The organism is Ferrovibrio xuzhouensis, from assembly GCF_042648965.1.
GTDB classification, from domain to species: Bacteria; Pseudomonadota; Alphaproteobacteria; order Ferrovibrionales; family Ferrovibrionaceae; genus Ferrovibrio; species Ferrovibrio xuzhouensis.
Map to the genome: position 1 here is coordinate 613813 of NZ_JBHRYJ010000002.1, position 24375 is coordinate 638187.

The window sequence follows — 24375 nt, forward strand, 5'->3', positions numbered from 1 at the left end:
GGCGTCTCCTGCGCTTCGGCTCAGAGCTTCGCCATCGCCACCGCGGTATCCGCCATACGATTGGAGAAACCCCATTCGTTGTCGTACCACGACAGCACGCGCACCAGATTGCCTTCCATCACCTGGGTCTGCTTCAGGTCGAAGGTCGAGCTGGCCGGATTGTGGTTGAAGTCGCTCGACACCAGCGGCGCGTCGTTGATGGCGAGGATGCCCTTCAGCTGGTTGCCGGCGGCCCGCTTCATTGCCTCGTTAACCTCCTCGACGGTGGTGTTTTTCTTGGCGACGAACTTGAAGTCGATCAGCGACACGTTGGGTGTCGGCACGCGGATCGAGGAACCGTCCAGTTTGCCCTTCAGCGATGGCAGTACCAGGCCGACCGCCTTGGCGGCGCCAGTGGTGGTCGGGATCATCGACAGCGCCGCGGCGCGGCCGCGGTAGAGATCCTTGTGCATGGTGTCCAGCGTCGGCTGGTCGCCGGTATAGGCATGGATCGTCGTCATATAGCCCTTCTCGATGCCGATGGCGGCATCGAGCACGAAGGCGACGGGCGCCAGGCAGTTGGTGGTGCACGAGGCGTTCGAGACGACGGTATGCTCCGGCTTGAGCTGGTCGTGGTTGACGCCGTAGACGACGGTCAGGTCGGCATTGGTGGCCGGCGCCGAGACCAGCACCTTCTTCGCGCCGGCGGTCAGATGCGCGGCGGCCTTGTCGCGGTCGGTGAAGATGCCGGTGCATTCCAGCGCGATGTCGACCTTCAGTTCCTTCCACGGCAGCTTGGCCGGGTCGCGCTCGGCCGTCACCTTGATCCAGCCACGGCCGACATCGATGGCGTCGTCCCTGGTCTTCACTTCACCGTTGAAGCGGCCATGCACGCTGTCATAGCGGAACAGATGTGCATTGGTCTCGACCGGGCCGAGATCGTTGATGCCGACCACTTCGATGTCGGTGCGGCCGCTTTCGATAATGGCACGCAGCACATTGCGGCCGATGCGGCCGAAACCGTTAATCGCAACGCGGACCGTCATGATGTTTTTCTCCGATGGAAAACCGTGGCGAGAGGCCTGGCGCCGGGCGCCGGGGACAACCCTTTTTCGGGGCTGGATTTACCGTCTTTGGCCCTGAGTCGCAAGGCGAGCGGGGCCATCGGGGGTGTAGTTTCCTGTGGCTTTTCGGGGTTTGCCATTGATCTCAGGGCACTAGGGCGAAGGGCAGGGGGGTCCACAGGCCGGCCGGCAGGGCCGCCGCCCGCAGGGCGGCGCCGACCCATTCGTTGCAGGTGCGAAACGGGCTGTAATGGCCTTTTGCCTCGTAGAAGGCGTCCGAGGCGCCATAGCCGGCGCCGGGAATCGGCCGCGGCTGGCCGTCCGGCCCGGTGGCGAAGCTGCGGCGGATGTACGCCGCCAGCGCGTGGTATTGCAGCAGATCGGCATCCAGCCGGCGGACATCCGGTTCCGTAGTGTCAGGCCGGGCCATGCGCATCACGTGCATGGCGGCCGGACCGCGGCCGAGCAGGGCGCCGGCGGCCAGCGGCAGGCGGAAATCCGCCGGCCGGCGGGTCGCCAGGTAGAAGGCGCGGTCGCCCCAGCCGAAGGCGACGTAAGGCCGGCCGTTCAGGTCGCCGGCAAAGTCGGTGGATGGCAGCCAGTCGCCCCAGTCGATGGCGGCGGCATCGCCCTCGCTCTGGTTCACCGGCAGGGCCAGCCAGACATGCCAGCCGTTCGAGATCAGGTAGACCGGCACGGTTTCGGTGCCGGACTGCGGCTCTCGCGCGGGCCCGTGGATGTGGGCGAACGCCAGGGCGGCGAGGCCATAGAGGCCGGGAATGGCGAGCAGCAGGGCAAGCAGGCCCAGCAGCAGACGGCGGAACAGGCGCATGAAGGTCTTATGCTGCGGAAATATGGCAAGAATACAGCATAGCCAGTGGCGACCCGGTAACGGCCCGGATGAGCGCGATGTGCCGGAAAGACTTGGCGAATCCGTGCCGCTCTGGCTAGTATTTCGCCCGGTTGGCCCCCGGCCGGGGGCAAGGCAAAGGACCGGGGGATTCAATGAAGCGTCTGGCAGGAAAGCTTGCGGCCGCCGTGGCGGCTGGGCTGACATTGGGCGTCGCAGCTTTTGGCTTCACGCCGGCGGCGCATGCGGAGGATCCGGCCTTCCTGTCGCTCTCGGCGGGCTATTTCGACATCATCGACAACGAGCATTCCGGTGCCTCCTTCTGGGCGGAATACCGCGATGATCACCGGTTCTGGATCTTCAAGCCGATGGCCGGCGCCATGGTGGTGAGCCATGGCGAGATGTATGGCTATGCCGGTGTGCTGGTCGACATCTATTTCGGCCGCCGCTGGGTGCTGACCCCGAGCTTCGCGCCCGGCCTGTACTGGAAGGGCAACAGCGACGATCCGAAGGATCTCGGCAATACCATCGAGTTCCGCTCGCAGCTTGAGCTGAGCTACCGGTTCGATGACCGCTCGCGGCTCGGCATCGGCTTCAACCACATGTCGAATGCCAGCCTCGGCGACCGCAATCCCGGCGTCGAGAACCTGTTCCTGACCTATTCGATCCCGCTCGGCGGGGGTAAATAGCCGGCCTCCCGCTTTAGCGGAACGCTGCCGGATCGAGGCCGACGCCGGTCCAGATCTCGGCCGGCGTGGCCCCGGCCGAGCGCAGGTCGCGCAGGCTTTGCGCGTTCCGCCGCTTGGCCATGCGTTCGCCACCGGCATCGGCCAGCAGCCGGTGATGCGCATAGGCCGGCACCGGCCAGCCGAACAAAGCCTGCAGCAGCCGGTGCAGATGGGTGGCCGGCAGCAGGTCCTCGCCACGGCTGATGAGCGTGACGCCCTGCAGGGCGTCGTCATGGGTGACGCAGAGGTGATAGCTCGCCGGGGTTTCCTTGCGCGCCAGCACGATGTCGCCAAAGCCGGTGGTCAGCAGCGCGGGAGTCACCGTCTGCGGACCGTGGTGCTCGTCATGCCAGCCGAGCGGCCAGCCGCCGGCCTGCTGGCAGGCGGCGGCGATGTCGAGCCTGAGCGCATAGGCTTCCCCGGCGGCGATCCGCGCCTGCCGTTCACTGTGCGACAGGCTGCGGCAGGTGCCGGGATAGATGGCACCGTCGAAGCCATGCGGTGCCCCGCCGGCGGCGGCGATCTCGGCCAGGATCTGCTTGCGGGTGCAGAAACACGGATACAACAGGCCGCGTGCCTCCAGCGTATCGAGTGCCGCGCGATACTCGGCGAAATGCTGCGACTGGTGGCGCACCGGCGTATCCCAGCGCAGGCCGAGCCAGGCCAGGTCCTCAAGGATCGCGGCGGTGTATTCCGGGCGGCAGCGGGTGCCGTCGATATCCTCGATGCGCAGCAGGAAGCGGCCGCCGGGCGAGGCCTGCGCGCGCAGGGCGACGATCCCGGCCGACAGGGCGTGTCCGGGGTGCAGGAAGCCCGTCGGGCTTGGCGCGAAGCGGCTGACAATGCCAGACTGCATGATCGATTCCTGACTGACAGCTTATGACAAAGCCCCCGAGAGATACAAAGACGGCAAATCCGAAGCCGGCAACCGCCCGTCCGGCTGGCGTCCGGCCCGACCGCCGCAAACGCACCGAGAAGGCGCTGGCCGATCTCTGCATGCGCGAGCCGCGCTTTGCCGCGGCGCTGGAAACCGTCGGCTTCGTCGCCGACCGGCGCCGGCCGGCCGACTTTCCCAATCTTTGCCGCATCGTTGTCGAGCAGCAGATTTCGGTGGCCGCCGCCGCCACCATCTGGGGCCGGCTCGAATCCGCCGTGGCGGGCCGCGCCAACGGGGCGTTCACGGCTGATCGCCTGCTCAAGCTGACCGAGCCGCGCCTGCGCGCCTGTGGCCTGAGCGGGCCGAAGCTGCGTTACCTGCGCAACATGGCGCGCGCAGTGAAATCCGGCGACCTCGATCTCGCGCTGCTGCCGAAACTGGAGGATCATGCGGCGATGGCGATGCTGACCGCGGTGACCGGCATCGGCCGCTGGACGGCGGAGGTCTTTCTGTTGTTCATGCTCGACCGCGAGGATATCTGGCCGGCCCATGACGTGGCCCTGCAGGAGGCCGCGCGCCGCCTGTTCGGGTTGTCGAAGCGGCCGGACGTCAAGGCGATGGACGCCATGGCGGAAGCCTGGCGGCCGCATCGCGGCGCCGCCGCCCGCCTGCTGTGGCGCTATTACGGCATGACCCAGCGGCGTGTCACCACCGAAGAGGGCGCGGCATGACGGCAACCATCGACGGCCCGCGGCTGCCGGCTGCCACCGGCACGGCGAAATCCCTTGTCGTGCTGCTGCACGGTTATGGCGCCGACGGCAACGACCTGATCGAGCTGGGTGCGCAATGGCAGCGGCTGCTGCCGGACGCCGCCTTCGTCGCACCCCATGCGCCGGGCCGCATTCCCGGCTTTCCGCCCGGCATGGGCGGCGGTCGCCAGTGGTTTGCCCTCGATGCCTATGACCCGGCGCTGCTGCGCCGCGACCCGCAGCATACGGCCGCCGTCTACGCCGCGATGGGTGCTGCGGCCGCGCCGGCCGTGGCGGTGCTGAACGGCTTTCTCGATGCCGAACTGGCGCGCCACAGCCTGCCCGGCAGCCGGCTGGCCCTGGTCGGCTTCAGCCAGGGCACCATGATGGCCCTGCAGGTCGGGCTGCGCCGGACACCGGCACCGGCGGCCATTCTCGGCTATTCCGGCGCGCTGCTGGCCGGCGACGACTTGAAAGAGCAGATGCACGGCCGCCCGCCGGTGTTGCTGATCCACGGCGATGCCGACGAGGTGGTGCCGGTGGAGGCGATGTTCGCTGCCCTGCAGGTGCTGGCCGCCGCCGATTGCCCGGCGCGCTTCCATGTCAGCCCGGGCCTTGGCCATGGCATCAGCGCCGACGGCCTGCAGCTCGGCGGCGCCTTCCTTGCCGAATCCCTTTCGCGCGGTGCCGCCGCGGCAGTATGATGACGGCATCCGCCGCTCTGTGGATAAGGCTGCGGCGCTGCTAAATAAGGTAGTTGTCATGATGCGGTAACCCCGCATATGGTAAGGATAATACACCCGCAACGCACCCTGGGGACGAGATGAACCCTGAGAGTTGTCCGGCGCTCGTATTGAATGCGGATTACCAGCCGCTGTCCTATTTCCCGCTGTCGCTGTGGCCGTGGCAGGAAGTGGTGAAGGCGGTCTGCATGGACCGTGTCACCATCCTTTCCGAATACGATCAGGAAATCCGCTCCCCCAGTTTCAGCATGCGGCTGCCGAGCGTGGTGGCGCTGAAGCGCTACATCGCCCCGGCGCGGCGCCCGGCCTTTACCCGGTTCAATCTGTTCCTGCGCGACCGCTTCAGCTGCCAGTATTGCGGCAGCCGGCATGAGCTGACCTTCGATCATGTCACGCCGCGCTCGCTCGGTGGTCTGACCCGCTGGGACAACGTGGTCGCCGCCTGCGCGCCCTGCAACCTGCGCAAGGGCGGCCGCATGCCGCATGAATGCCACATGCATCCGCGGATGAAACCGCACATGCCGAGCGTGCAGGAACTGCAACAGAACGGGCGGGCTTTCCCGCCCAATTATTTGCACGGCAGCTGGCGTGACTTTCTCTACTGGGACAGCGAACTGGAGCCGTAAAGCGGCCGTTCAGAGCGCCTGCGCATCCAGCGCCGCCCGCCAGTGGGCGAGGCGGTCTTTCAGCAGCCGGTCGCGCACATAGGCCAGCGCTTCCTCGGGCAGATCTTCCAGCACCTCGAAGACAAGGCTTTCCGGTCCATGTTCGCGCCAGGCGGCCTGCAGGCCGGCCTGCGGGGCCTGGCCCATGCGCAGGCTGAACCACAGCCGGTTCTGCACGGTCGCCAGCGTCAGGGTCTGGCCGATCCAGACGGCGCCGGCCGGCGGGCAACGCACGGCATAGATGCCGGCGCGGCTTTTCTTTTCCTTGTAGGCGGCAACGGCCGCCCGACGGTCCTGTCCCTGCATGAGGGGCCTCCTTGGCTGGAGGCTTCATATTATTATCCGGGTATTATTGACAAGGATTATTTTATCCGGGTAAAATTCCGCCATGACTGATCGCCTGTCCATAGCCTGCACCGCCTTTGAGGGGCCGCGCCTGCTGGCCGCCGGGCCGCTTTCCGCTGTCGCGCTGGCCGTGAAGGCGGCGGGTGGCGGCGGCCTGGTATTCGAGGACGCCACCGGCCGCGTCATCGATCTGGATTTGCGCGGCAGCGATGCCGAAATCCTGGCGCGACTGCAGCCGTCGGCGCCGGCGGCAGAGCCACGCGGGCGTGGCCGGCCGAAGCTTGGCGTCACCGCACGGGAAGTCACGTTGCTGCCGCGCCACTGGGACTGGCTGGCGGCACAGCCAGGCGGTGCCTCGGTGGCCCTGCGCAAACTGGTCGAGCAGGCGATGCGCGACGGCAGGCAGACACGGCGCGTGGCGCAGGAAGCCGCCTATCGGGTGATGACGGCACTGGCCGGCGACCTGCCGGGCTACGAGGAAGCGATCCGCGCGCTGTTTGCCGGTGACAGTGCGGGCCTTGCGACTCACAGCGCGGGCTGGCCCGCCGATATCCGCACCTATGTCACCCGGCTGGCCTTCAACAGAGAGACACCATGAGCCGCGTCACCATGCTTTGCGGCCCGATGGGTGCCGGCAAGACCACCCATGCGCAGCGTCTGGCCGCGCAGACCGGCGCCCTGCGCTTTTCCATCGACGAATGGATGGCGCGGCTTTTCCTGGCCGACCTGCCGCCGGCGCCGGACTTCGCCTGGATCGGCGCGCGCGTCATGCGCTGCCACGGGCTGATCTGGGCGGTGGCGGAGCAGGCGGCGGCACGCGGCCTGCCGGTGATCCTCGATCTCGGTTTCGGCAGTCGCGCCGAACGCGACGCCATGCGGCAGCGCATCGCGGCGGCCGGGCACGAGGCCGTGCTGCTGTATCTGACGGCGCCACGCGAGACGCGGCAGGCGCGTATCCGGCAGCGCAATGCCGAGCGCGGTGATACCTATGCCTTCACGGTAACGGATGGGATGTTCGCGGCGCTGGACGGACGCTTCGAGCCACCGCAGCCGGACGAGACGGTCCTGCTGCTGCAGGAGATCGCAGCCTGACTGCTCAGACGCGCTCGGACAGCCAGATGGCGGTGCGGGTGATCGCCCGGATACCGCGGCTGAGCAGCGGATAGGCGGGTGCCTCTGCGGCGCCCTGTTCCAGCGCGGTGTCGCGATGCTGCACTTCTTCCTGGCGGAATTCCTCGATCAGGTCGCGCAGCTCCGGTTCGGCCGCGCCAAGGGTCTCGATCTGTGCCGCGTAATGCCGGTCGATCACATCCTCGACGGCTTCCGTGCAGGCCATGGCGGCCTTCTCGCCGAGCAAGGCCGTGGCGGCGCCGAGCGCGAAGCCGCCGACATGCCACAGCGGCGACAGCAGGGTCGGCCGCACCCGGCGCTGCGGCAGCAGGCGGTCGAAGGCATCGAGATGCTTCTGTTCCTGTGCGGCCATGTGCCGGATGGTCGGGGCCGAAGCCGCCTGCCGGCCGGCACGGCCGAGCACCGCAAGTTGGCCGTCATAGATGCGCTTGGCGCCATATTCGCCGGCATGGTCGACCCGCAGGATACGCGCGAGCAGTTGGCGCGGATCGGGATCCCCTGCAAGGCGGCGTCTGGCGGTCATGATGGCGAGCCCTTCAGTTCGCGGCGCGCTTCGCGGCCAGGCCGGCGAAGACGACGAGCAGGGCCGACCATAGCACATTCCAGCCGGCCATCGACAGGCCGAGGAAGCGGAAGGCGACCTCGTCGCAGCGCACCACCTGGGTGTTGAGAAGCTGCGCCCGCAGCGCCTCGATACTGTCCGGCGTGCCGCTGCCTGTGCAGGCCGTCGGACCCTGCCACCAGTGCCACTCGACGCCGGTATGATAGATGGCGATGCCGTCGCCGATGGCGAGGCTGAGACCCGCCAGCACCAGCAGCGCGACGCGGAAACGCGGCAGCAACAGGGCGGCGATGCCAAAGACGATCGCGGCGGCATGCGGCCAGCGCTGGGCGATGCACAGCTCGCAGGGGGCGAGGCCGAAGCCGTATTGCGCGACGAAGACGGCACCAAGCGTGGCGGCGCTGGCCAGCGCGATGACGAGGCCGGAACGGTTCGGGCTGAGCAATGTGTCGAGCGACAAACGGCAGTCTCCTCAGATCACTGGCCTAAACCAGATAACGCACCACGATGAAGCCACCGATCAGGCCGATCAGGAATATCCAGCCGATGACGGCGAGGCGGCGCTCGATGAAGTCCTGGATCGGCGAGCCGAACCGCCACAGCAGGCCGGCAATCAGGAAAAACCGTACGCCGCGGGTGGCAATCGAGGCGATGACGAAAATCACAAAATCGAAATGCGCGGCACCGCTGGCGATGGTAACCAGCTTGTAGGGGATCGGCGTCAGGCCCTTGATCAGGATGATCCATACGCCGTATTCGGCATAGGCCCGCTCGAAGGCCTGCCATTTGTCGGCATAGCCGTAGAAATCGATGATCGCCTGGCCGACCGTCTCGATCAGGAAATGGCCGATGGCGTAGCCCAGCATGCCGCCCAGCACCGAGCCGATGGTGCAGATCAGCGCATAGCGGAAGGCCTTCGACCGGTCGGCGAGGCACATCGGGATCAGCATCACGTCGGGCGGGATCGGAAAGACCGAGCTTTCCAGGAAGGACACCACCGCCAGCACCCGGCCGGCATTGGGGCGGACGGCCTGGCGCATGGTCCAGTCATACAGGGCACGAAACACGGGCGGGGTCTCCAGCGGGCAGCGGCCCCCGTGTATGCCGGAGGGGCCGGGTCTTGTCCATGTGCCGGGCCGCCGCAGCCACCGGCGGGGCCGGAATCCGGCCGGTCGCCGCCGCCTGGCCCGAAGAGGTCACAGGTGCGGTCACGGGCCCGGCCATGGGGGTTGCGCCCCCGGCCGGCTCGGTTAATATCCGGCCGCTTTCCGCTGCCCCAGTGGTGGAATTGGTAGACGCGACGGACTCAAAATCCGTTGCCCGCAAGGGCGTGCTGGTTCAAGTCCGGCCTGGGGCACCATTTCTCCCTCCATATATGCATCAGTCGAAATAACCGTTCTGTCGCATGTCGGCCAGCAGGCCGGGGCCCTGCGGCTGCCAGCCGAAGGCGGCGCGCGTCCTGGCGCTGGACGTCGGGCCGTCGATGGCGGCGAAACGCGCCATCCAGCCGAAATGCGCCGGTGCCTCATCCGGGCTGATACTGCGCACCGGCAGGCCGAGCCCGGCGCCGATGGTTTCGGCAATGGTGCGGAAGGCGATGCCGTCCTCGGCTGTGGCATGCAGGCGGGTACCGGCCGGCGCCTGCTCCAGCGCCAGACGGAACAGCCGCGCGGCATCCGTGCGGTGCACCGCCGGCCAGCGGTTGGCGCCGTCGCCGATCCAGGCCGAGACGCCTTTCTCCCGCGCCAGGCCAATCAGCATCGGCACGAAGCCATGGTCGCCCCGGCCATGCACCGTGGGCGACAGGCGCATGACGCTGGCGCGCACACCGCGTGCGGCGGCGTCGGTCACGAGAGTCTCTGTCAGGGCCCGCGGACTGACCGCAGGGTTGGGCGGATCGTCTTCAGTGGCGACGCGGCAGGTTGCTGCCAGCGCGGTGCCCGACGCAATGACCAGCGGCCGGTCCGACCCGGCCAGCACGTCGATCATGGCGGCCACCGCCTGGCGGTCGGTCTCGACAGCGGCCAGATGCGCGTTGAAATCGTGGATGAAAGCCAGATGGATCACGCCGTCGCAAGCGCGGGCGCCGGCGGCAAGGCTGTCCGGGTCCGACAGGTCGCCGCGATGCACCGCGATGCCGGCCTGCTGCAGCGCCGCCGCCGCGGCGTCGCTGCGTGCCAGTCCTAGAACCGCATGTCCCGCGGTGATAAGCTCTTGGGCAACAGCCTGACCGATAAAGCCGGTGGTGCCTGTGACGAATACACGCATGCTGATCTCCTCAATACGCCGCGGCTGGAGCGGTGGAGTATTCGCTGCGCACGATGGCCTGAAAAGCCGAGGGCTTATACCGGTATGAGCACTAATACCCGGCCGACAGCCCCGACACATGACGCCTTGCCGGATCCGGCCGCGTCGCTCGGCAGTTTCCTGCGCGACCGTCGCGCCCGCCTGCAGCCGGGGCCGGAAGGCCTCGGCCGGCGGCGGACACCGGGCCTGCGGCGCGAGGAAGTGGCGTCGCGCGCCGGGGTCAGCGTCACCTGGTACACCTGGCTCGAACAGGGCCGCGGCGGCCCGCCGTCCGACGAGGTGCTGGAGCGGTTGGCACGCGCGCTGGAACTCGATCCCGATGGCCGGGAATTGCTGTTCCTGCTGGCGCAGCAGCGCCCGCCGCCGCTGGGGCCGGTGCGGGTGGCAGCCGTTGCACCATCGCTGCAGCGCGTGCTCGATGCCTTTGCGACCAGCCCGGTGCTGGTGAAAACACCGTCCTGGGACATCGTGGCGTGGAATGCTGCCGCGCTGGCGGTGCTGACCGACTACACCATGCTGCCGGCGCAGGGTCGCAACCTGCTGCGGCGCCTGTTCGGCGACCCGGCAACTCGCGCCCGCCTGCCCGACTGGGAATCCAACGCGCGCTTCGCCATCGCAGTGTTTCGCATCGATGTGGTGCGCGCCGGCGGCAGCGCCGAGGCGGAGGCGCTCGTCGCCGAACTGTTCGCCACCAGCGCCGATTTCCGCCGGCTATGGGCTGAGGCCGAAGTGCGCAGCCATGGCGGCGGCAGGAAGCGGCTCCTGCATCCGGTGGCCGGTCCGCTGGCGCTGGAATATTCCGCCTTTGCCGTCGACGGCGCCGAGGGGCTGACCATGATCGTCTTCACGCCGGTCACGCCGGCCGATACGCAGGCGATCGAAAGATTGCTGGCGCAGCGGCAGGGCGCGGCGCCATGACAGCGCGCGACGATCTGGTCGCCCGCCTGCTGGCGGCACGCAACGGCGGGCCGCTGGTCGATCCGGCAACCGAGGCTGCCGGCCCGGAAACCCTGGCCGATGCCTATGCCCTGCAGGCCGGCGTGATCGCGGCGCTGGGACCGGTCGGCGGTTGGAAGGTCGGTCGGGCGCCCGGTCAGCCGGCGGTCTTTGCGCCGATCCCGGCGGCAGCGATCCGGCCGTCGCCGGCGCTTTGGCCACGGGCGGAATCGCGGTTGCGCGGCGTCGAACTCGAGATCGGCTTCCGCATCGATGCTGTCCTGCCGCCGGCCGATGCGACGGATTTCGCGGCCCGCCTTGCAGAGGCCGTGACGCCGCTGCCGGTCTTCGAGATCCTCGACAGCCGGCTGACCGATCCGCAAGGCGCGAGCGCGCTGTGGAAACTCGCCGACATGCAGATCGATGCCGGCCTCGTCTGCGGCGCACCGTTTACGGGCACCTGGACACGAGAGGATTTCGACCGGCCGTCCGCGCAGCTCACGGCTGATGGTGCGATAGTGGTCGAGGGGCCGGCGACCATGCCGGGCGGCAATCCCTTCGACCTGCTGGCTGAACTGGTGCGCAGCTGTGGCGAACATTGCGGCGGGTTGCAGCGGGGACAGATCATCACGACGGGATCCTTCACCGGCATGCGCTTCTTCGCGGCCGGAACGACGGTGACCGGCTGCATCGCCGGCTGGCCTGTGATCGGCGTCACCTTCGTTGCATAACGGCGCGTCGCTTACGGCATCGTGACGGTGACCTATACACAGATATGATTGTGGCCGGCGGCAACCGGGCCAAATATGCGGGGACTTCAAACCCGAAGGAGCCCGCCATGATGATGAACCGCCGCGCGTTTTCGGCCGCCCTGGTTGCCGGTGCCGCCACCGCCTCTCTCGTTTCTGCCCGCGGCATGGCTGCACCGGCCGCCGCCACGCCGATGGCGTCCCCCAAGATACGCAATGTCGTGCTGGCCCATGGGCTGTTTGCCGATGGCTCGTCGTGGTCCGAGGTGATCGCGCGGCTGCAAGCCGCCGGCATCAATGCCACGGCGGTGCAGAATCCGCTGACCACCCTGCCCGAGGCCGTGGCCGAAGTGACCCGCGTGCTCGACCGGCAGGACGGCCCGACCGTGCTGGCCGGCCACTCTTTCGCCGGCATGCTGGTGACCGAGGCCGGCGTGCATCCGCATGTCGCGGCGCTGGTCTATGTGGCGGCGCGGGCGCCGGATGCCAACGAGGATTACACGGCGCTGGCCAAGACTTATCCGGCGGCGCCGGCCGGGGCCGGCATCGTCTTCGACGGCGATGAAGGCCGCCTGACCGAGGCCGCTTTCCTGCGCGACTTCGCCGGCGACCTGCCGGAAGCGAAAGCCCGCGTGCTCTACGCGGTGCAGCAGCCGTTCCACAAGGCGCTGCTGGCCGGCCGGACCACCCATGCGGCCTGGCGCGAGAAGCCGAGCTTCTATGCCGTCTCGACCGAGGATCGCACCATCAATTCCGACCTGCAGCGCTTCATGGCGAAGCGGATGAAGGCGACCACCATCGAGGTGAAGTCCAGCCATGTCTCGCTGGTCTCGCACCCCGACACGATCAGCCGCCTGATCCTGCAGGCGGCCGGCCAGACCGCCTAAGCCGCGCGGCCGTAACGCCCGAGATCGAGGTCGCCGACATCGATCTCGGGCTTGCGGTCGGACATGATGTCGGCGAGCACCCGGCCCGAGCCGGCGGCCATGGTCCAGCCCAGCGTGCCATGGCCGGTGTTGAGGAACAGGTTGCCGTAACGGGTGGCGCCGATGATCGGCGTGCCATCCGGTGTCATCGGGCGCAGGCCGGTCCAGTAGGTGGCACGGCTGATATCGCCGCCCTTCGGGAACAGGTCCGAGACCACGAAGTCGAGCGGCCGGCGCCGGGCCGGATAAAGCGTCAGGTCGTAGCCGGCCAGTTCGGCGGTGCCGCCGACACGGATGCGGTCGCCGAGCCGGGTCACCGCCACCTTGTAGGTCTCATCCATCACGGTCGATTCCGGTGCGCCGGTCGCATCGGTGATCGGCACGGTGATCGAATAGCCCTTCACCGGATAGACCGGCAGGCGCAGGCCGAGGCTGTCGGCCAGCAGCGGCGAATAGCTGCCCAGTGCCAGCACATAGGCATCGGCCGTCATCAGCCCGGCCTTGGTGGCGATGCCGGTGATGCGGCCGCCGTCATGACGGATCTCGTCGATCGCCGTGTCGTTGACGAAGCGCACGCCGAGGCCGGCGGCCAGCTCTGCCAGTGCATTGGTGAACTTGAAGCAGTCGCCGGTCTCGTCACCGGGCAGTCGCAGGCCGCCGACGAATTTCTCCGCCACGCCGGCCAGTGCCGGTTCCACTGCGATGCAGCCGGCCCGGTCGAGCATGGCATAGCCGACGCCGAACTGGTCGAGCACCCTCATGTCGGCGGCGGCACCGTCGACCTGTTTCTGCTTGCGGAACAGCTGCAGGGTGCCCTGCATGCGCTGGTCATACTGGATGCCGGTTTCGGCACGCAAATCCGTCAGGCAGTCGCGGCTGTATTCGGCCAGCCGCAGCATGCGGCCCTTGTTGAGCGCGTAGCGGGCATCGGTACAGTTGGCGAGCAGCTGCAGGCCCCAGCGGATCATGGCAGGGCTGAGCTGCGGCGGCCGTACCACCAGCGGGCGATAGGTCATCGCCAGCCATTTCACCGCCTTGAAGACGAGACCCGGCGCCGCCCAGGGCGCCGAATAGCCGGGCGAGACCTCGCCGGCATTGCCGAAGCTGGTTTCCAGCGCCGGTCCGGCCTGGCGGTCGACCACCGTCACCTCATGGCCGGCCTTGGCCAGGAAATAGGCGCTGCTGACACCGATGACGCCGCTGCCCAGAATGATGATTTTCACGCAGACCTCATTTCACGCTGCCACGAAAACAGGAGGAGTATAGGAAAGATGCGGCTCATGCGCACGGCTTCGGCATTGCAGGATTTGCAGGGCTCAGTCGAGGCGGATGCAACGGGCCTGATGGTCGTCGCCGACGCTGACCATGCCGGGTTGTCTGGCAAGGCAGGCGTCGATGGCGCGGCTGCAGCGCGGCGCAAAGGCGCAGCCCGGCGGCAGCGCGGCCAGGTCGGGCGGCGCGCCGGGGATGGCATCGAGCCGGCCGCCACCGGCGGCATCGCGGGCCATGGCGCCATGGCCGCGCGACGCGAGCAGGCCGATGGTATAGGGATGCTGCGGGTTGCGGATCAGTTCACGCACCGGCCCGGTCTCGACAATGCGGCCGGCATACATCACGGCCACCCGATCAGCCACCTCGACGGCGACACCGATGTCGTGGGTCACCAGGATCACCGACAAGCCGAGTTCGCGCTGCAGGTCGCGCAGCAGCAGCAGGATCTGGATCTGCACCGTGGCATCCAGTGCCGTGGTCGGCTCGTCGGCCAGCAGGACCTGCGGGTTGCAGGCCAGCGCCAGCGCGATCATCGCCCGCTGGCGCATGCCGCCCGACATCTGGTGCGGGAAATTGTCGAGCCGCTGTTCCGGCGAGGGGATGCGCACCTGCTGCAGCAGGGCAAGCGCCCGCGCCCGTGCCGTCGTACGCGAGAGGCCCTCGTGGCGACGGATGACCTCGGCGATCTGCTCGCCCACGGTATAGACGGGGTCGAGCGCCAGCAGCGGTTCCTGGAAAATCATCGAGACGCGGCGGCCGCGGAAATCGGCCAGCGCCCGGCCGGACAGGGCCATCACATCTTCGCCCGCCGCCTGCACGTGGCCGGCGATGCGGGTCTTTTTTGCCGGATGCAGGCGCAGCAGGGTGCGCAGCGTCACGCTCTTGCCCGAGCCGGACTCGCCGAGCAGGGCCAGAACCTCGCCCTTGGCCACGCTGAGGTCGATGCCGTTGACCGCCTGCACCGGCTTGCGGCCGGCGGTGAAGGTGACGGTCAGGTTGCGGATATCGATAATCGGCGCGGCGGCGTTCATGCGGCGGACACTGCCCCGTTCTTGCTGTGGCCGGACCCGGCCTTGTAGATCAGGCAGGAAGCCTGCTGGCTGTCATCGAGGCTGGCAAGTTCGGGCACCATGCTGCTGCAGACGGCTTCGGCATAGCGGCAGCGGGTATGGAAGCGGCAGCCCGACGGCGGGTTGATCGGATTGGGCGGATCGCCATACAACGGCGCTTCCTCGGTGCGCTGGTCGGGGTCCATCGCCGGCATCGAATCGAGCAGGGCGGCGGTATAGGGATGCGCCGGCCGCTCGAAGATCGCCGTCGCCGTGCCGATCTCAGCGACCTTGCCGAGATACATCACCATCACCCGGTCGGCCATGAAGCGCACCACGTTGAGGTCGTGCGAGATGAAAATGTAGGTCAGCCCGAAGGCCTCCTTCAGGTCGAGCAGCAGGTTCAGCACCTGCGCCTCGACCGACTTGTCGAGCGCCGAGACTGCCTCGTCGAGGATCACCAGCCGCGGCTCCAGTGCCAGCGCGCGGGCGATGTTGATGCGCTGGCGCTGCCCGCCGGAAAGCTCGTGGGGATAGCGGCCGGCGAAGCGGCTGGGCTCGAGGCCGACGCGAGCTAGCAGGTCATGGGCGCGGGCCATCGCCTCGCGCTTGCCCACGCCATGCACCCGCGGCGCGAAGGCGATCGAATCCTCGATGGTCAGGCGGGGATTGAGCGAGGCATAGCTGTCCTGGAAGACCATCTGGGTCTGGCGCCGGTATTCGGCCAGCGACAGATCGTGGCCGACTTCCTCGCCGTCGAACACGATGCTGCCGGCATCGGGCGCGATCAGGTGCATCAGCAGGCGTGCCGTGGTCGATTTGCCGCAGCCGCTTTCGCCAACGATGCCGAGCGTCTCGCCCTTCATCAGGTCGAAATCGATGCCATCGACGGCACGCACCACGGCGCCGGGCCGGCCGAACAGGCCCTTGTTGACCGGGAAATGCTTGATCAGCCCATTGACGCTGAGCAGCGGCTGGCGCGGGCCGCCCCTGTCGCGCGGATCGGGGTCGCGCGGATCGGGGTCGCGCGGATCGGTGGAGGCAATGCTGTCGATGGTCTCGCTCATCGCCTCAGTTCCGGATGTCCATCGCCGACCGCAGGCTGTCGGAGAACATGTTGAATGAGATCGAAGTGATGAAGATCATCACGCCGGGCAGGGCGGCGACCAGAGGATTGACATAGATCGCGGTGCGGAGCGTGTTCAGCATCAGGCCCCATTCCGGTTCGGGCGGCTTGACGCCGAGGCCGAGGAAGCTGAGGCCCGAGGCCAGGATCATCGAGACCGAGATCAGGCTGGTGGCGTAGACGAAGATCGGGCTGAGCACGTTGCCGAGCACATGCACGCGGACGATGGTGAAACCGCCGGCGCCGGTGGCGCGCGCAGCCTCGACATAGTCGCGGTTGCGCACCTGGGTGGTGACGCTTTCGGCCACCCGCACGATCGGTGGTACGAAAACGATGGTCAGCGACACCAGGGCGTTGGTGATGCCGGCGCCCAGCGCACCGGACAGCGCAATGGCCAGCAACACCGAAGGGAAGGCATAGAAGACGTCGATGGTGCGCATGATCGCGGTGTTCAGCGCGCCGCCGACATAGCCGGCAAGGATGCCGAAGGCTGAACCGACCACAAAGGCCATCAGCACCGGCGTGACACCCATGAACAGCGACAGGCGGCCGCCATAGATCAGGCGCGAGAGCATGTCGCGGCCAAGCTCGTCGGCGCCGAGCGGATAGCCGGGAAAGCCGACCGGCTTCAATCGCCGCAGCATCGAGGCCTTGAACGGATCGGCCGGTGCGATGTAGGGGGCGAAAATGGCGGCCAGAACCAGCGCCAGGATCACCGCCAGTGCGATCAGGGCGATGGGGTCGCGGGACAGGCGGCGGGCGACGCCACGCCAGTAGCCTTCCGAGACCTGGATCGGCGCGATGGCGGCGGCCTTGCCGGCGGCGAAGTCGACAGCCATGGCTTCAGCTCCGCTGGATGCGCGGGTCGAGCGCCGTCTGCAGCACGTCGACCAGCAGGTTGAGGAGCACGAAGAACATCGCCAGCACCAGGATGGTACCCTGCAGCAGCGGCAGGTCGCGCTGGAATATGGCGGCATTGAGCAGGAACCCGGTGCCCGGCCAGGAGAACACGGTCTCGATCAGGATCGAGCCGCCGAGCAGATAGCCGAGTTGCAGGCCCATCACGGCCAGCGCGGTGGGGGCGGCATTCTTGACCACATGGGTGAAGATGCCGCGGTCCGTCAGCCCCTTGGCGCCGAGCGCCTGGATGAAATCCTGCGACAGGATTTCGGCGACCAGCGCGCGCACGGTGCGGGCGATCACCCCCATCGGGATCACCGACATGGTGACGGCGGGCAGGATCAGGTAGCGGAAATGCGTCCAGTCAGGCTCCCAGCCGGCCGAGCCGCCGGGGCCGTTGCCGGTGGCGGGCAGCCAGTTGAACTGCACCGAGAAGATGATGACCAGCACCATACCGAGCCAGTAATGCGGCACGCTGACGCCGAGCACGGAAATGGTGGAGGCGATCCGGTCGACCGGGGAGTCGCGGAAATAGCCGGCGACGAAGCCGAACAGGCAGCCGAAGAAGAAACCGATCACGGTGGCGACGGCGGCCAGCAGCACAGTGTTGCCGACCGCGCGCATCACTTCGGTGGCGACCGGCCGGCCGCTGGCGATCGAGCGGCCGAGGTCGCCGGTTACCACCTTGCCGAGCCAGATCGCATATTGCACCGGCAGCGGCTTGTCGAAGCCGTAGGCGGCGCGCATCTCGGCCTGCTGCTCGGCGCTGGCGTCGATCGGCATGATGGAAGTGAGCGGGTCGCCCGGCGTGATGTGGATCAGCAGGAAACAGACAATGCTGACGCCGAGCGCGACCGGCAGGACGTAGAGCAGTCGCTTGAGGGTGTAACGCAGCATTGGGGCATTCGACTTTCGGAAACGCTGAGAGACGGAAGCAAGCGGCCAGCCCGGCGGATACCGGGCCGGCCGCCGGGACTTACTTCGTCATGGTGATCGGCGAGAAGTCCTGGAACCAGTTCTGCGCCTGGACGAAGCCCTTGACGTTCTTGGTCATGGCGCGCGCATTGACGTCATGCGTCACCATCAGGAACAGGGCCTCGTTGACGTACTTCTCGTGGATCTTCTGCAGCACCTTGTCCTGCTCGGTGGCATCGAAGGTGTTGCGGACCTGGTTAAACAGTTCGTCCATCTCCTTGTCGCAGTAATGACCCCAGTTGGTGCCATTCGGCGCCACCAGGTTGCACTGCAGATGGCGGATCAGGCCGGTGAAGGGGTCCTGGATGAAGTAGGTGAAGTTGATACCGGTGGCGCCATGGGCGCTTTCGGCCGCGGCACCAGCACGCCACAGGTTGATCAGCTGGTTCCACTCGACGACCTCGAACTCGACCTGGATGCCGATCTCGGCCAGGCTCTGCTGGACGAACTCGTTCATCGGCAGCGGCAGCATCTGGCCCGAACCCGACGGCGAGATCAGGATCTTGGTTTTGATCGGCTTGTCGGGACCGAAGCCGGCCTCCTTCATCAGCTTCTTCGCCTCGGCGAGGTCATAGCGCACCTTGAAGGTCGGATGGCCGAACCACTGGTTGCCCGGCGGCAGGAAGCCCTCGGCCGGGATCATCAGGCCGCCCAGCAGCTCCTTGAGCGCCGAACGGTCGATGGCGAGGTTGGCCGCCTTGCGCACGCGGATGTCGTTCCACGGCGAGCCGGGCAGGCGCGACAGATGCCAGGTCCAGTTATGCGGATAGGCATTGGTGACGATGGCAAAGCCGGCCTGCTTCAGCGACGGCACGGCATCCGGCGCCGGGGCCTCGATCCAGTCGACCTGGCCCGAACGCAGGGCGGCGACGCGGGCATTGGGCTCGGGCAGCGGCAGCAGCACCAGCTTGTCGAGCTTCGGTACGCGGGCCTTGTCCCAGTAATCCTTGTTCGGGCTGAGCTCGGCGCGCTCGCGCGGCACGAATTCGGTCAGCTTCCACGGGCCGGTGCCCGACGGGGTCTTGGCGAAGGCATCCCAGCTCTTGCCGAGCTTTTCCCATTGCGCCGGTGACGACATCATCACCCAGGCGATCTGGTAGGGCAGGGTCGCATCCGGCGACTTGGTGGTGACCTCGACGGTATATTTGTCGACCATCTTGTAGCTGGCGACGGCCGGGATACGCGAAGCACCCTGCGCCGCCTGGCGCGCGTCATACTGCGGCGAATCCTTCTTCAGCAGCTTGTCGAGGTTCCACACCACCGCATCGGCGGTGAACTCGCTGCCGTCATGGAACTTCACGCCCTGGCGCAGCTTGAAGACCCACTTGGTCTTGTCGGTCGCATCGACCGCCCAGCTGGTGGCGAGACCGGGGGTCAGCACCGACGGCTTGTCGGCCTTGCTGAGGTCCCAGTTGATCAGGCCGTCATAGACCGTATAGCCCATGAAGCGCATGCCTTCGCCGCCCTGGTCGGTCTGACCGGTGGTCAGCGGGATGTCGGACGCGGTCATGCCGATGCGCAAGGTGCCCTGCGCCAGGGCCGGGCCGGCGAGGCCCACCGTCAGCACAGCGGCGCCGAGCAGGCGCAATAGTCGGGACGGGAGCTTCCCGGATGAGAGTTTCTTGGTCGTCATGGCACCACCCTGTGTCTGGTTGTGCATGTTGCAACGCAAACTCCGTGCCAGCGGCCAAGGTCCTGATTCTATGTGTTCCTACAAATGCGCTGCCCGGCCCGCAGCAATGCTGCCCGATAAACAGGCAGCACCTGCAGCGCGCAGGGCTTGCCGTGGACGGACGAAGCGGCGAGGCTGGCGCCATGCGCCTTCTGCTGATCAACGCCAATACCAGCACCGCGATGACCGACAAGGTGGTCGCCGCGGCACGCCTGCTGGCGCCCGACTGCATGGTCGAGGGCGTCACCGGCCGGTTTGGCGCCGAGGTGATCGCCAGCCGTAGCGCCTATGCCATCGCCGCCCATGCCGCGCTTGACGCTCACGCCGAGCATGGTGCCGGCCATGATGCCATCGTGCTCGCCTGTTTCGGCGATCCCGGCATCCTGGCGCTGAAGGAACTGGCCGGCGTGCCGGTGGTCGGCATGGCGGAGGCCGGCTGCCACTTCGCGGCACAGCTGGTGCAGCGCTTCGGCATTGTCACCGGCGGCGAACGCTGGCGGCCGATGCTGACTGAATACGTCGCATCGCTTGGCCTGGGCGAGCGGCTGGCCGGCGTACGCACGCTGCAGGCCGATGGCGGCCGGATCGCCGCCGATCCCGACGCTGCGCAGGCGGCGGTGCTCGATGCGGCGCGGCTCAGCATTACGGAGGACGGCGCCGAGCTTGTCATTCTCGGTGGTGCCGGCATGGTGGGCATGGTCGAGCGCGTGGCGTCGCATCTGCCGGTGCCGGTGATCGACGGGCTGATGCCAGCCGTTGCTTTTGCCGTAGCCGCGGCGCGGGCCGGCCTGCGCAAGGCCGAGGTCGGCTCACTGGCGCTGCCGCCTGCCGTGGCCAGCACCGGCCTGTCGCCGGCACTGGCCGCCCTGCTCGCTCAGCGCGGCAGGGTTTCGTAGACCGGCACTTTCGCCTCGAAGGCGCCGCCGAGGCGATACAGCAGGGCTTCGGCGAAAGGCCGGCCGATCAGCTGGAAGCCGACCGGCATGCCACCGCGCACGAAGCCGGCCGGCACCGTCATCGCCGGCAGGGCGAGGTAGTTGATCGGCCGGGTCAACCGCGTCAGCGTCGCAATCACCTTGCCGGCTTCGGGCGAACCGGCGACATCGGTCTCGGCAATCGTCGGCGCCGGGCGGTCGGCGACGGGCGCGAAGACCGCGTCAGCGCCGTTCATGGCCGTGAGGAAGCTGGCGATGGCCTCGCTGCGCCAGCGCTGGGCGTCGATATAGTCGATGGCACTGAGCGCCAGGCCGTTCTCGAGACGTGCGCGCGCCTGGTCGCTGTAGAGACTGGGTCGTGTGCGCAGCCAGTTGGCATGCAGGGCCGAGGCCTCGCCCGAGATGATCACGTTGGCGGCCGCGGTAACGGCCTCCATGTCAGGCGGCGTCATCTCGACGATCTTCACGCCGAGCCTGGCGAAGACTTTCAGCGTCTGTTCCAGCAACTCGGCGCTCGGCTTGTTCAGCTTGTCCCAGAAGAACCGCCGCGGCACTGCCAGCTTCAGGCCGCGCACCGCGCCAGATCGTGCCGCCTTCAGATAATCCTCGACCGGCAGGGCGCTGGCGGTCAGGTCGCGCGGATCGGCGCCGGCGAGAATCCGCATCAGCAACGCACTGTCCTCGACGCGCCGGGTCAGCGGGCCCACGGTATCGAGCGAATAGCTCAGCGGCATGCAGGCGGCGCGGCTGACCCGGCCCCAGCTCGGCTTCATGCCGACCAGGCCGCAGTAATGCGCCGGCTGGCGGATCGAGCCACCGGTATCGGAGCCGAGCGCGCCGAACACCATGCGGGCAGCGACAGCCGCGGCCGAGCCGCTCGAAGAGCCGCCGGTGATGCGCTCGCCGTTCCACGGATTGCGGGCGTGGCCATAATGGTAGTTGTGGCCGGTGGGGCCGAAGGCGAATTCGGCCATGTTGAGCCGGCCGAGGTCGAGCGCGCCGGCGGCATCGAGCCGGGTCAGCGCCGTCGAGGTCTCGGTCGCCTTCCAGTGCCGGCGGATCGCCGAGCCGCAGCTCGATTCCTGGCCGGCGCGGTAATACATGTCCTTGTGTGCCAGCGGCACGCCGGCCAGCGGACCGAGCTTGGCGCCGCGCTTGCGGGCACGGTCGACGGCCTTTGCCGCCTTCAGCGCGCGATCGGCTTCCACTTTCAGGAATGCATTGGTCTTCGGCTGCCATTCGGCGATGCGGGCGAGGCAGGCCTCGGTCAGCGCCTGGCTGCTCAGCTTGCCGCGGGCAACGGCCTCGGCGGCGGCCACGAGGCCGAGATTGACAATATCCGCGCTCATCGCCGCGCACCCTTCTTCTTTGTTTTCACGGGGGCCTCTTCAATGGCGGGGAACAGGCCCGGTTCGCGCTCGAACGGCAGCTTGTGGGCCAGCGCGCGGAAGCGGCCGACGGCAGGCCCCAGCGTCGCCGAGATGGTTTCCGGCCGGCCTGGACGCAACGCGACCCCGGCCTCGGCGAACATGGCGGCGACCAGCGGCGGCGGCAGTGGCGTGGCGGCTTTGGCCGGCACGGCCGGCTTGTCGGGTCGGATTGCCACGACCTTCTGTTTGTTCTTCATGGCTGTTTGCTCTTCATGGTGGGGGTTCGGCTCCCTTGCGTTCGGTGATCAGGCCGTAATGCTGCGGCATGCGATGCGCCGCGAAGTTGAAGGTGGTGGACTTGTAGGTGGTACAGGCATCGAGGTCGCAGGCAGCCACCGCCAGCTCGTCGCCCTCGCCGCGAGTGGCGGCCACCGTCATGCCGGACGGAGCGATGATCTGCGTGCCGGCGATCATCGGCACGCCTTCCTCGCTGCCGGCCTTGGCGACGCCGACCACCCAGCTGCCATTCTGGTAGGCGCCGGCCTGCATGACCAGCGTGTTGTGGTGCAGGGACAGGGCATCATGGTCCGGCGCCGGCGGGTTATGCACCGGCGTGTTGTAGCCGAGCAGGATCATCTCTGCCCCCTGCAGGCCCATGACGCGGTAGGTCTCCGGCCAGCGGCGGTCGTTGCAGATGCACATGCCGAGAATGCCGCCGAAGGCGCGCCAGACCGGAAAGCCGGTATCGCTGAGGTCGAAATAGCGCTTTTCGAGATGCTGGAACCGGCGCCACGGCTCGTGCTCGCGATGGCCGGGCAGATGCACCTTGCGGTATTTTCCGATGATCTGGCCGTTGCGGTCGACCAGGATCGCCGTGTTGAAATGCGAGACCACGCCGTTTTCTTCGACCAGTTCGGCATAGCCGAGATAGAAGCCGAGGCCGAGCCGGCGCGCTTCGTCGAACAGGGGCTGGGTCTCCGGCCCGGGCATGCGGCGTTCGAAAAAGCTGTCGATCTCGGCCTGGTCGGTCATGAACCAGCGCGGAAAGAAGGTGGTCAGCGCCAGTTCGGGGAAGACCACGAGGTCGCAGCCCATGCGCTTGGCTTCGCGTAAGTGCGCGATCAGGCGCTCCACCACCATGGCCCGGCTGTCGCTGCGGGCGATGGGGCCGAGCTGGGCGGCGGCGACGGTGACGATGCGCGGCATGATGCTGTCTCCTCAGGCGGCGTTCAGCACGGCATCGGCCGAACGGCCGACGATCTGCGCATAGAGGGCCGGGTCAGTGGCGCCTTCGGTGCCGAAGACGAGAATGCACGATTGCGGGCCAAGGCCGAGCGTGGTGGCAAGCGCTGCATCCTCGCGGGCGGCCAGCGCACCGGCCAGCCCGGCGACGGCGGATTCGCCAGCCACCACCGGTGGATCACCAGCAACGGGCTCCGCCAGCCGGCGCATCATCGCTGCGGCGCTGTCGTCGTCGATGGCCATGAAGCCGGCGGCGCCGGCGGCGAGAATCTTCCAGGCGATCAGCGAGACCTCGCCGCAGGCCAGCCCGGCCATCATGGTGTCGAGGTCGCCGTCCACCACGACGGGATGGCCGGCTGCGGCGCTGCCGCGCAGGCAGTCGGCGCGGTCAGGTTCGACGACGACCAGCATGGGACAGGCGGCGCCCAGCGCCTCCCAGGTATGAGCCAGCACCGCGGCGGCCAGGCCGCCGACACCGCCCTGCACGAAGATATGGGTCGGTGGCTGCGGGCATTGCGCCAGCGCCTCGGCCGCCATCACGGCATAGCCCTGCATCACGTTGCGTGGCACATCTTCATAGCCGGGATAGGAGGTATCCGAAACGACGAACCAGCCCTGCCGTTCGGCATCGGCCTGGGCCTGTCGCACGGACTCGTCGTAATTGCCGGCCGTGCGCACGACCTCGGCGCCGAAGGCTTCGATGGCGTCGCGGCGGCCATCGGAGACCAGTGCATGGATGTAGATGACGCATTTGCAGCCGAACAGCGATGCGCCCCAGGCGACCGAGCGGCCGTGGTTGCCGTCGGTGGCGCAGGTGACGGTGATGTCGCGCACCAGCGCAGCATGGTGGCCTGCCATCAGGTCGGTGCCGGTGATGCTGTCGGCGGCGACGCCGGTGGCGGCGGCAACATGGTCCTGCAGCAGGCGAAACACGGCATAGGCGCCGCCCAGCGCCTTGAAGCTGCCGAGGCCGAAGCGGCCGCCCTCGTCCTTGTAATACACGGCACCGAGTCCGGCCGTGGCGGCGAGGCCTTGCAGGTCATGCAGCGGCGTGACGGCAAAACCGGGCCAGGTGGCGATTTCGGCAGCAGCCCGCCGGCCCGCCGCGCGTGACTGCAGCGGCAGGAAATCCGGCGGATAGGCGCCGGTGCGGCGGGCGGGATTGGCGGTATAGAGATGCGGCATCGGGGATGGCTGGTCAGGCGAGACCGGTAGCCAAGCAA

The 24375-nt window shown here is 67.8% G+C and carries 28 protein-coding genes and 1 tRNA gene; 11 read left to right on the forward strand and 18 right to left on the reverse strand.

Annotation, left to right across the window (positions count from 1 at the left end; translation table 11 throughout):
- Window positions 1-20: 20 nt before the first annotated feature.
- Both gap and ACFOOQ_RS13045 read right to left on the reverse strand, forming a co-directional pair.
- Window positions 21-1025, reverse strand: a complete 1005-nt coding sequence (gap, locus tag ACFOOQ_RS13040) for a type I glyceraldehyde-3-phosphate dehydrogenase (RefSeq protein ID WP_379727172.1) — start codon at window positions 1023-1025, stop codon at window positions 21-23.
- Window positions 1026-1188: 163 nt separating this feature from the next.
- Window positions 1189-1875: a TIGR02117 family protein gene (locus ACFOOQ_RS13045; RefSeq protein WP_379727175.1), complete on the reverse strand. Its 687-nt coding sequence runs from the start codon at window positions 1873-1875 to the stop codon at window positions 1189-1191.
- 173 nt (window positions 1876-2048) lie between these two features.
- On the opposite strand from ACFOOQ_RS13045, the gene ACFOOQ_RS13050 reads away from it, so the two are divergent.
- The gene (locus ACFOOQ_RS13050) at window positions 2049-2582 is read left to right on the forward strand and encodes an acyloxyacyl hydrolase (protein ID WP_379727178.1); all 534 of its coding nucleotides are present in this window, start codon (window positions 2049-2051) and stop codon (window positions 2580-2582) included.
- Between the two features lie 13 nt (window positions 2583-2595).
- On the opposite strand, the gene gluQRS is transcribed toward ACFOOQ_RS13050, so the two are convergent.
- Complete coding sequence (gene gluQRS, locus ACFOOQ_RS13055) at window positions 2596-3477, reverse strand: tRNA glutamyl-Q(34) synthetase GluQRS (RefSeq protein ID WP_379727181.1); 882 nt, start codon at window positions 3475-3477, stop codon at window positions 2596-2598.
- Window positions 3478-3500: 23 nt separating this feature from the next.
- On the opposite strand from gluQRS, the gene ACFOOQ_RS13060 reads away from it, so the two are divergent.
- The 3 genes from ACFOOQ_RS13060 to ACFOOQ_RS13070 all read left to right on the forward strand — a co-directional run bounded on the left by ACFOOQ_RS13060 (window position 3501) and on the right by ACFOOQ_RS13070 (window position 5616).
- Complete coding sequence (locus ACFOOQ_RS13060; protein WP_379727184.1) at window positions 3501-4229, forward strand: DNA-3-methyladenine glycosylase family protein; 729 nt, start codon at window positions 3501-3503, stop codon at window positions 4227-4229.
- Window positions 4226-4951 carry an alpha/beta hydrolase gene (locus ACFOOQ_RS13065; protein WP_379727187.1) on the forward strand — a complete coding sequence of 242 codons (726 nt, stop codon included), beginning with the start codon at window positions 4226-4228 and terminating at the stop codon, window positions 4949-4951. Before ACFOOQ_RS13060 ends, ACFOOQ_RS13065 begins: the two co-directional genes overlap by 4 nt.
- 119 nt (window positions 4952-5070) lie before the next feature.
- Complete coding sequence (locus tag ACFOOQ_RS13070; protein WP_379727190.1) at window positions 5071-5616, forward strand: HNH endonuclease; 546 nt, start codon at window positions 5071-5073, stop codon at window positions 5614-5616.
- A 9-nt stretch (window positions 5617-5625) separates the two neighbouring features.
- Here the strand turns inward: ACFOOQ_RS13070 and ACFOOQ_RS13075 are convergent, their stop codons facing one another.
- Window positions 5626-5961, reverse strand: a complete 336-nt coding sequence (locus ACFOOQ_RS13075) for a GIY-YIG nuclease family protein (protein WP_379727193.1) — start codon at window positions 5959-5961, stop codon at window positions 5626-5628.
- A gap of 82 nt (window positions 5962-6043) precedes the next feature.
- Between ACFOOQ_RS13075 and ACFOOQ_RS13080 the strand changes: the two genes are divergently transcribed.
- Window positions 6044-6598 (forward strand): DUF2239 family protein, encoded by a 555-nt coding sequence (locus ACFOOQ_RS13080; RefSeq protein WP_379727196.1) that lies wholly within the window; start codon window positions 6044-6046, stop codon window positions 6596-6598.
- Window positions 6595-7092 carry an AAA family ATPase gene (locus ACFOOQ_RS13085; protein ID WP_379727199.1) on the forward strand — a complete coding sequence of 166 codons (498 nt, stop codon included), beginning with the start codon at window positions 6595-6597 and terminating at the stop codon, window positions 7090-7092. Before ACFOOQ_RS13080 ends, ACFOOQ_RS13085 begins: the two co-directional genes overlap by 4 nt.
- Window positions 7093-7096: 4 nt before the next feature.
- Here the strand turns inward: ACFOOQ_RS13085 and ACFOOQ_RS13090 are convergent, their stop codons facing one another.
- Genes ACFOOQ_RS13090 through ACFOOQ_RS13100 form a run of 3 tightly spaced genes read right to left on the reverse strand, consistent with a single transcriptional unit; the run spans window position 7097 to window position 8760 of the window.
- Window positions 7097-7654, reverse strand: a complete 558-nt coding sequence (locus ACFOOQ_RS13090) for a demethoxyubiquinone hydroxylase family protein (protein WP_379727202.1) — start codon at window positions 7652-7654, stop codon at window positions 7097-7099.
- 13 nt (window positions 7655-7667) lie between these two features.
- Window positions 7668-8153 (reverse strand): disulfide bond formation protein B, encoded by a 486-nt coding sequence (locus ACFOOQ_RS13095; RefSeq protein ID WP_379727205.1) that lies wholly within the window; start codon window positions 8151-8153, stop codon window positions 7668-7670.
- Between the two features lie 25 nt (window positions 8154-8178).
- Entirely contained in the window at window positions 8179-8760 is a 582-nt protein-coding gene (locus ACFOOQ_RS13100) for a YqaA family protein (protein ID WP_379727208.1), read from the reverse strand.
- Between the two features lie 206 nt (window positions 8761-8966).
- Here ACFOOQ_RS13100 and ACFOOQ_RS13105 point away from each other — a divergent pair.
- Window positions 8967-9053 (forward strand) — tRNA-Leu (locus tag ACFOOQ_RS13105).
- Window positions 9054-9073: 20 nt separating this feature from the next.
- Here ACFOOQ_RS13105 and ACFOOQ_RS13110 read toward each other — a convergent pair.
- Complete coding sequence (locus ACFOOQ_RS13110; protein ID WP_379727211.1) at window positions 9074-9961, reverse strand: SDR family oxidoreductase; 888 nt, start codon at window positions 9959-9961, stop codon at window positions 9074-9076.
- A 126-nt stretch (window positions 9962-10087) separates the two neighbouring features.
- Here ACFOOQ_RS13110 and ACFOOQ_RS13115 point away from each other — a divergent pair, with 126 nt between their 5' ends.
- The 3 genes from ACFOOQ_RS13115 (at window position 10088) to ACFOOQ_RS13125 (ending at window position 12572) form a co-directional block, all read left to right on the forward strand.
- Window positions 10088-10918: a helix-turn-helix transcriptional regulator gene (locus ACFOOQ_RS13115; protein ID WP_379727214.1), complete on the forward strand. Its 831-nt coding sequence runs from the start codon at window positions 10088-10090 to the stop codon at window positions 10916-10918.
- Window positions 10915-11667: a hypothetical protein gene (locus tag ACFOOQ_RS13120; protein WP_379727217.1), complete on the forward strand. Its 753-nt coding sequence runs from the start codon at window positions 10915-10917 to the stop codon at window positions 11665-11667. The genes ACFOOQ_RS13115 and ACFOOQ_RS13120 overlap by 4 nt, the downstream gene beginning before the upstream one ends.
- A 107-nt stretch (window positions 11668-11774) precedes the next feature.
- Window positions 11775-12572 carry an alpha/beta fold hydrolase gene (locus ACFOOQ_RS13125; RefSeq protein ID WP_379727220.1) on the forward strand — a complete coding sequence of 266 codons (798 nt, stop codon included), beginning with the start codon at window positions 11775-11777 and terminating at the stop codon, window positions 12570-12572.
- Here ACFOOQ_RS13125 and ACFOOQ_RS13130 read toward each other — a convergent pair.
- The 6 genes from ACFOOQ_RS13130 to ACFOOQ_RS13155 form a co-directional block, all read right to left on the reverse strand.
- Entirely contained in the window at window positions 12569-13834 is a 1266-nt protein-coding gene (locus tag ACFOOQ_RS13130) for a D-amino acid dehydrogenase (protein ID WP_379727223.1), read from the reverse strand. The genes ACFOOQ_RS13125 and ACFOOQ_RS13130 overlap by 4 nt on opposite strands.
- A gap of 93 nt (window positions 13835-13927) precedes the next feature.
- Window positions 13928-14914, reverse strand: a complete 987-nt coding sequence (locus ACFOOQ_RS13135) for an ABC transporter ATP-binding protein (RefSeq protein WP_379727226.1) — start codon at window positions 14912-14914, stop codon at window positions 13928-13930.
- Window positions 14911-15999, reverse strand: a complete 1089-nt coding sequence (locus ACFOOQ_RS13140; protein ID WP_379727229.1) for an ABC transporter ATP-binding protein — start codon at window positions 15997-15999, stop codon at window positions 14911-14913. The genes ACFOOQ_RS13135 and ACFOOQ_RS13140 overlap by 4 nt, the downstream gene beginning before the upstream one ends.
- A 4-nt stretch (window positions 16000-16003) precedes the next feature.
- Window positions 16004-16897: an ABC transporter permease gene (locus tag ACFOOQ_RS13145; RefSeq protein ID WP_379727234.1), complete on the reverse strand. Its 894-nt coding sequence runs from the start codon at window positions 16895-16897 to the stop codon at window positions 16004-16006.
- A gap of 4 nt (window positions 16898-16901) precedes the next feature.
- A complete protein-coding gene (locus ACFOOQ_RS13150) occupies window positions 16902-17855 on the reverse strand; it encodes an ABC transporter permease (RefSeq protein ID WP_379727237.1) in 954 nt (317 codons plus the stop codon).
- A 79-nt stretch (window positions 17856-17934) separates the two neighbouring features.
- On the reverse strand, window positions 17935-19566 hold the full coding sequence (locus ACFOOQ_RS13155) for an ABC transporter substrate-binding protein (protein ID WP_379727240.1): 1632 nt from the start codon (window positions 19564-19566) through the stop codon (window positions 17935-17937).
- A 182-nt stretch (window positions 19567-19748) separates the two neighbouring features.
- Between ACFOOQ_RS13155 and ACFOOQ_RS13160 the strand changes: the two genes are divergently transcribed.
- Complete coding sequence (locus tag ACFOOQ_RS13160) at window positions 19749-20501, forward strand: aspartate/glutamate racemase family protein (RefSeq protein ID WP_379727243.1); 753 nt, start codon at window positions 19749-19751, stop codon at window positions 20499-20501.
- Here ACFOOQ_RS13160 and ACFOOQ_RS13165 read toward each other — a convergent pair.
- From ACFOOQ_RS13165 to ACFOOQ_RS13180, 4 genes are read right to left on the reverse strand one after another with little or no spacing between them, the layout of a single operon-like run.
- Window positions 20480-21889: an amidase gene (locus ACFOOQ_RS13165; RefSeq protein WP_379727246.1), complete on the reverse strand. Its 1410-nt coding sequence runs from the start codon at window positions 21887-21889 to the stop codon at window positions 20480-20482. The two genes, ACFOOQ_RS13160 and ACFOOQ_RS13165, sit on opposite strands and share 22 nt — an antisense overlap.
- A complete protein-coding gene (locus ACFOOQ_RS13170; protein ID WP_379727249.1) occupies window positions 21886-22167 on the reverse strand; it encodes a hypothetical protein in 282 nt (93 codons plus the stop codon). The genes ACFOOQ_RS13165 and ACFOOQ_RS13170 overlap by 4 nt, the downstream gene beginning before the upstream one ends.
- A 13-nt stretch (window positions 22168-22180) precedes the next feature.
- Window positions 22181-23116, reverse strand: a complete 936-nt coding sequence (locus ACFOOQ_RS13175; protein ID WP_379727251.1) for an N-carbamoyl-D-amino-acid hydrolase — start codon at window positions 23114-23116, stop codon at window positions 22181-22183.
- 12 nt (window positions 23117-23128) lie between these two features.
- Entirely contained in the window at window positions 23129-24337 is a 1209-nt protein-coding gene (locus ACFOOQ_RS13180) for a diaminopropionate ammonia-lyase (RefSeq protein WP_379727253.1), read from the reverse strand.
- Window positions 24338-24375: the final 38 nt, after the last annotated feature.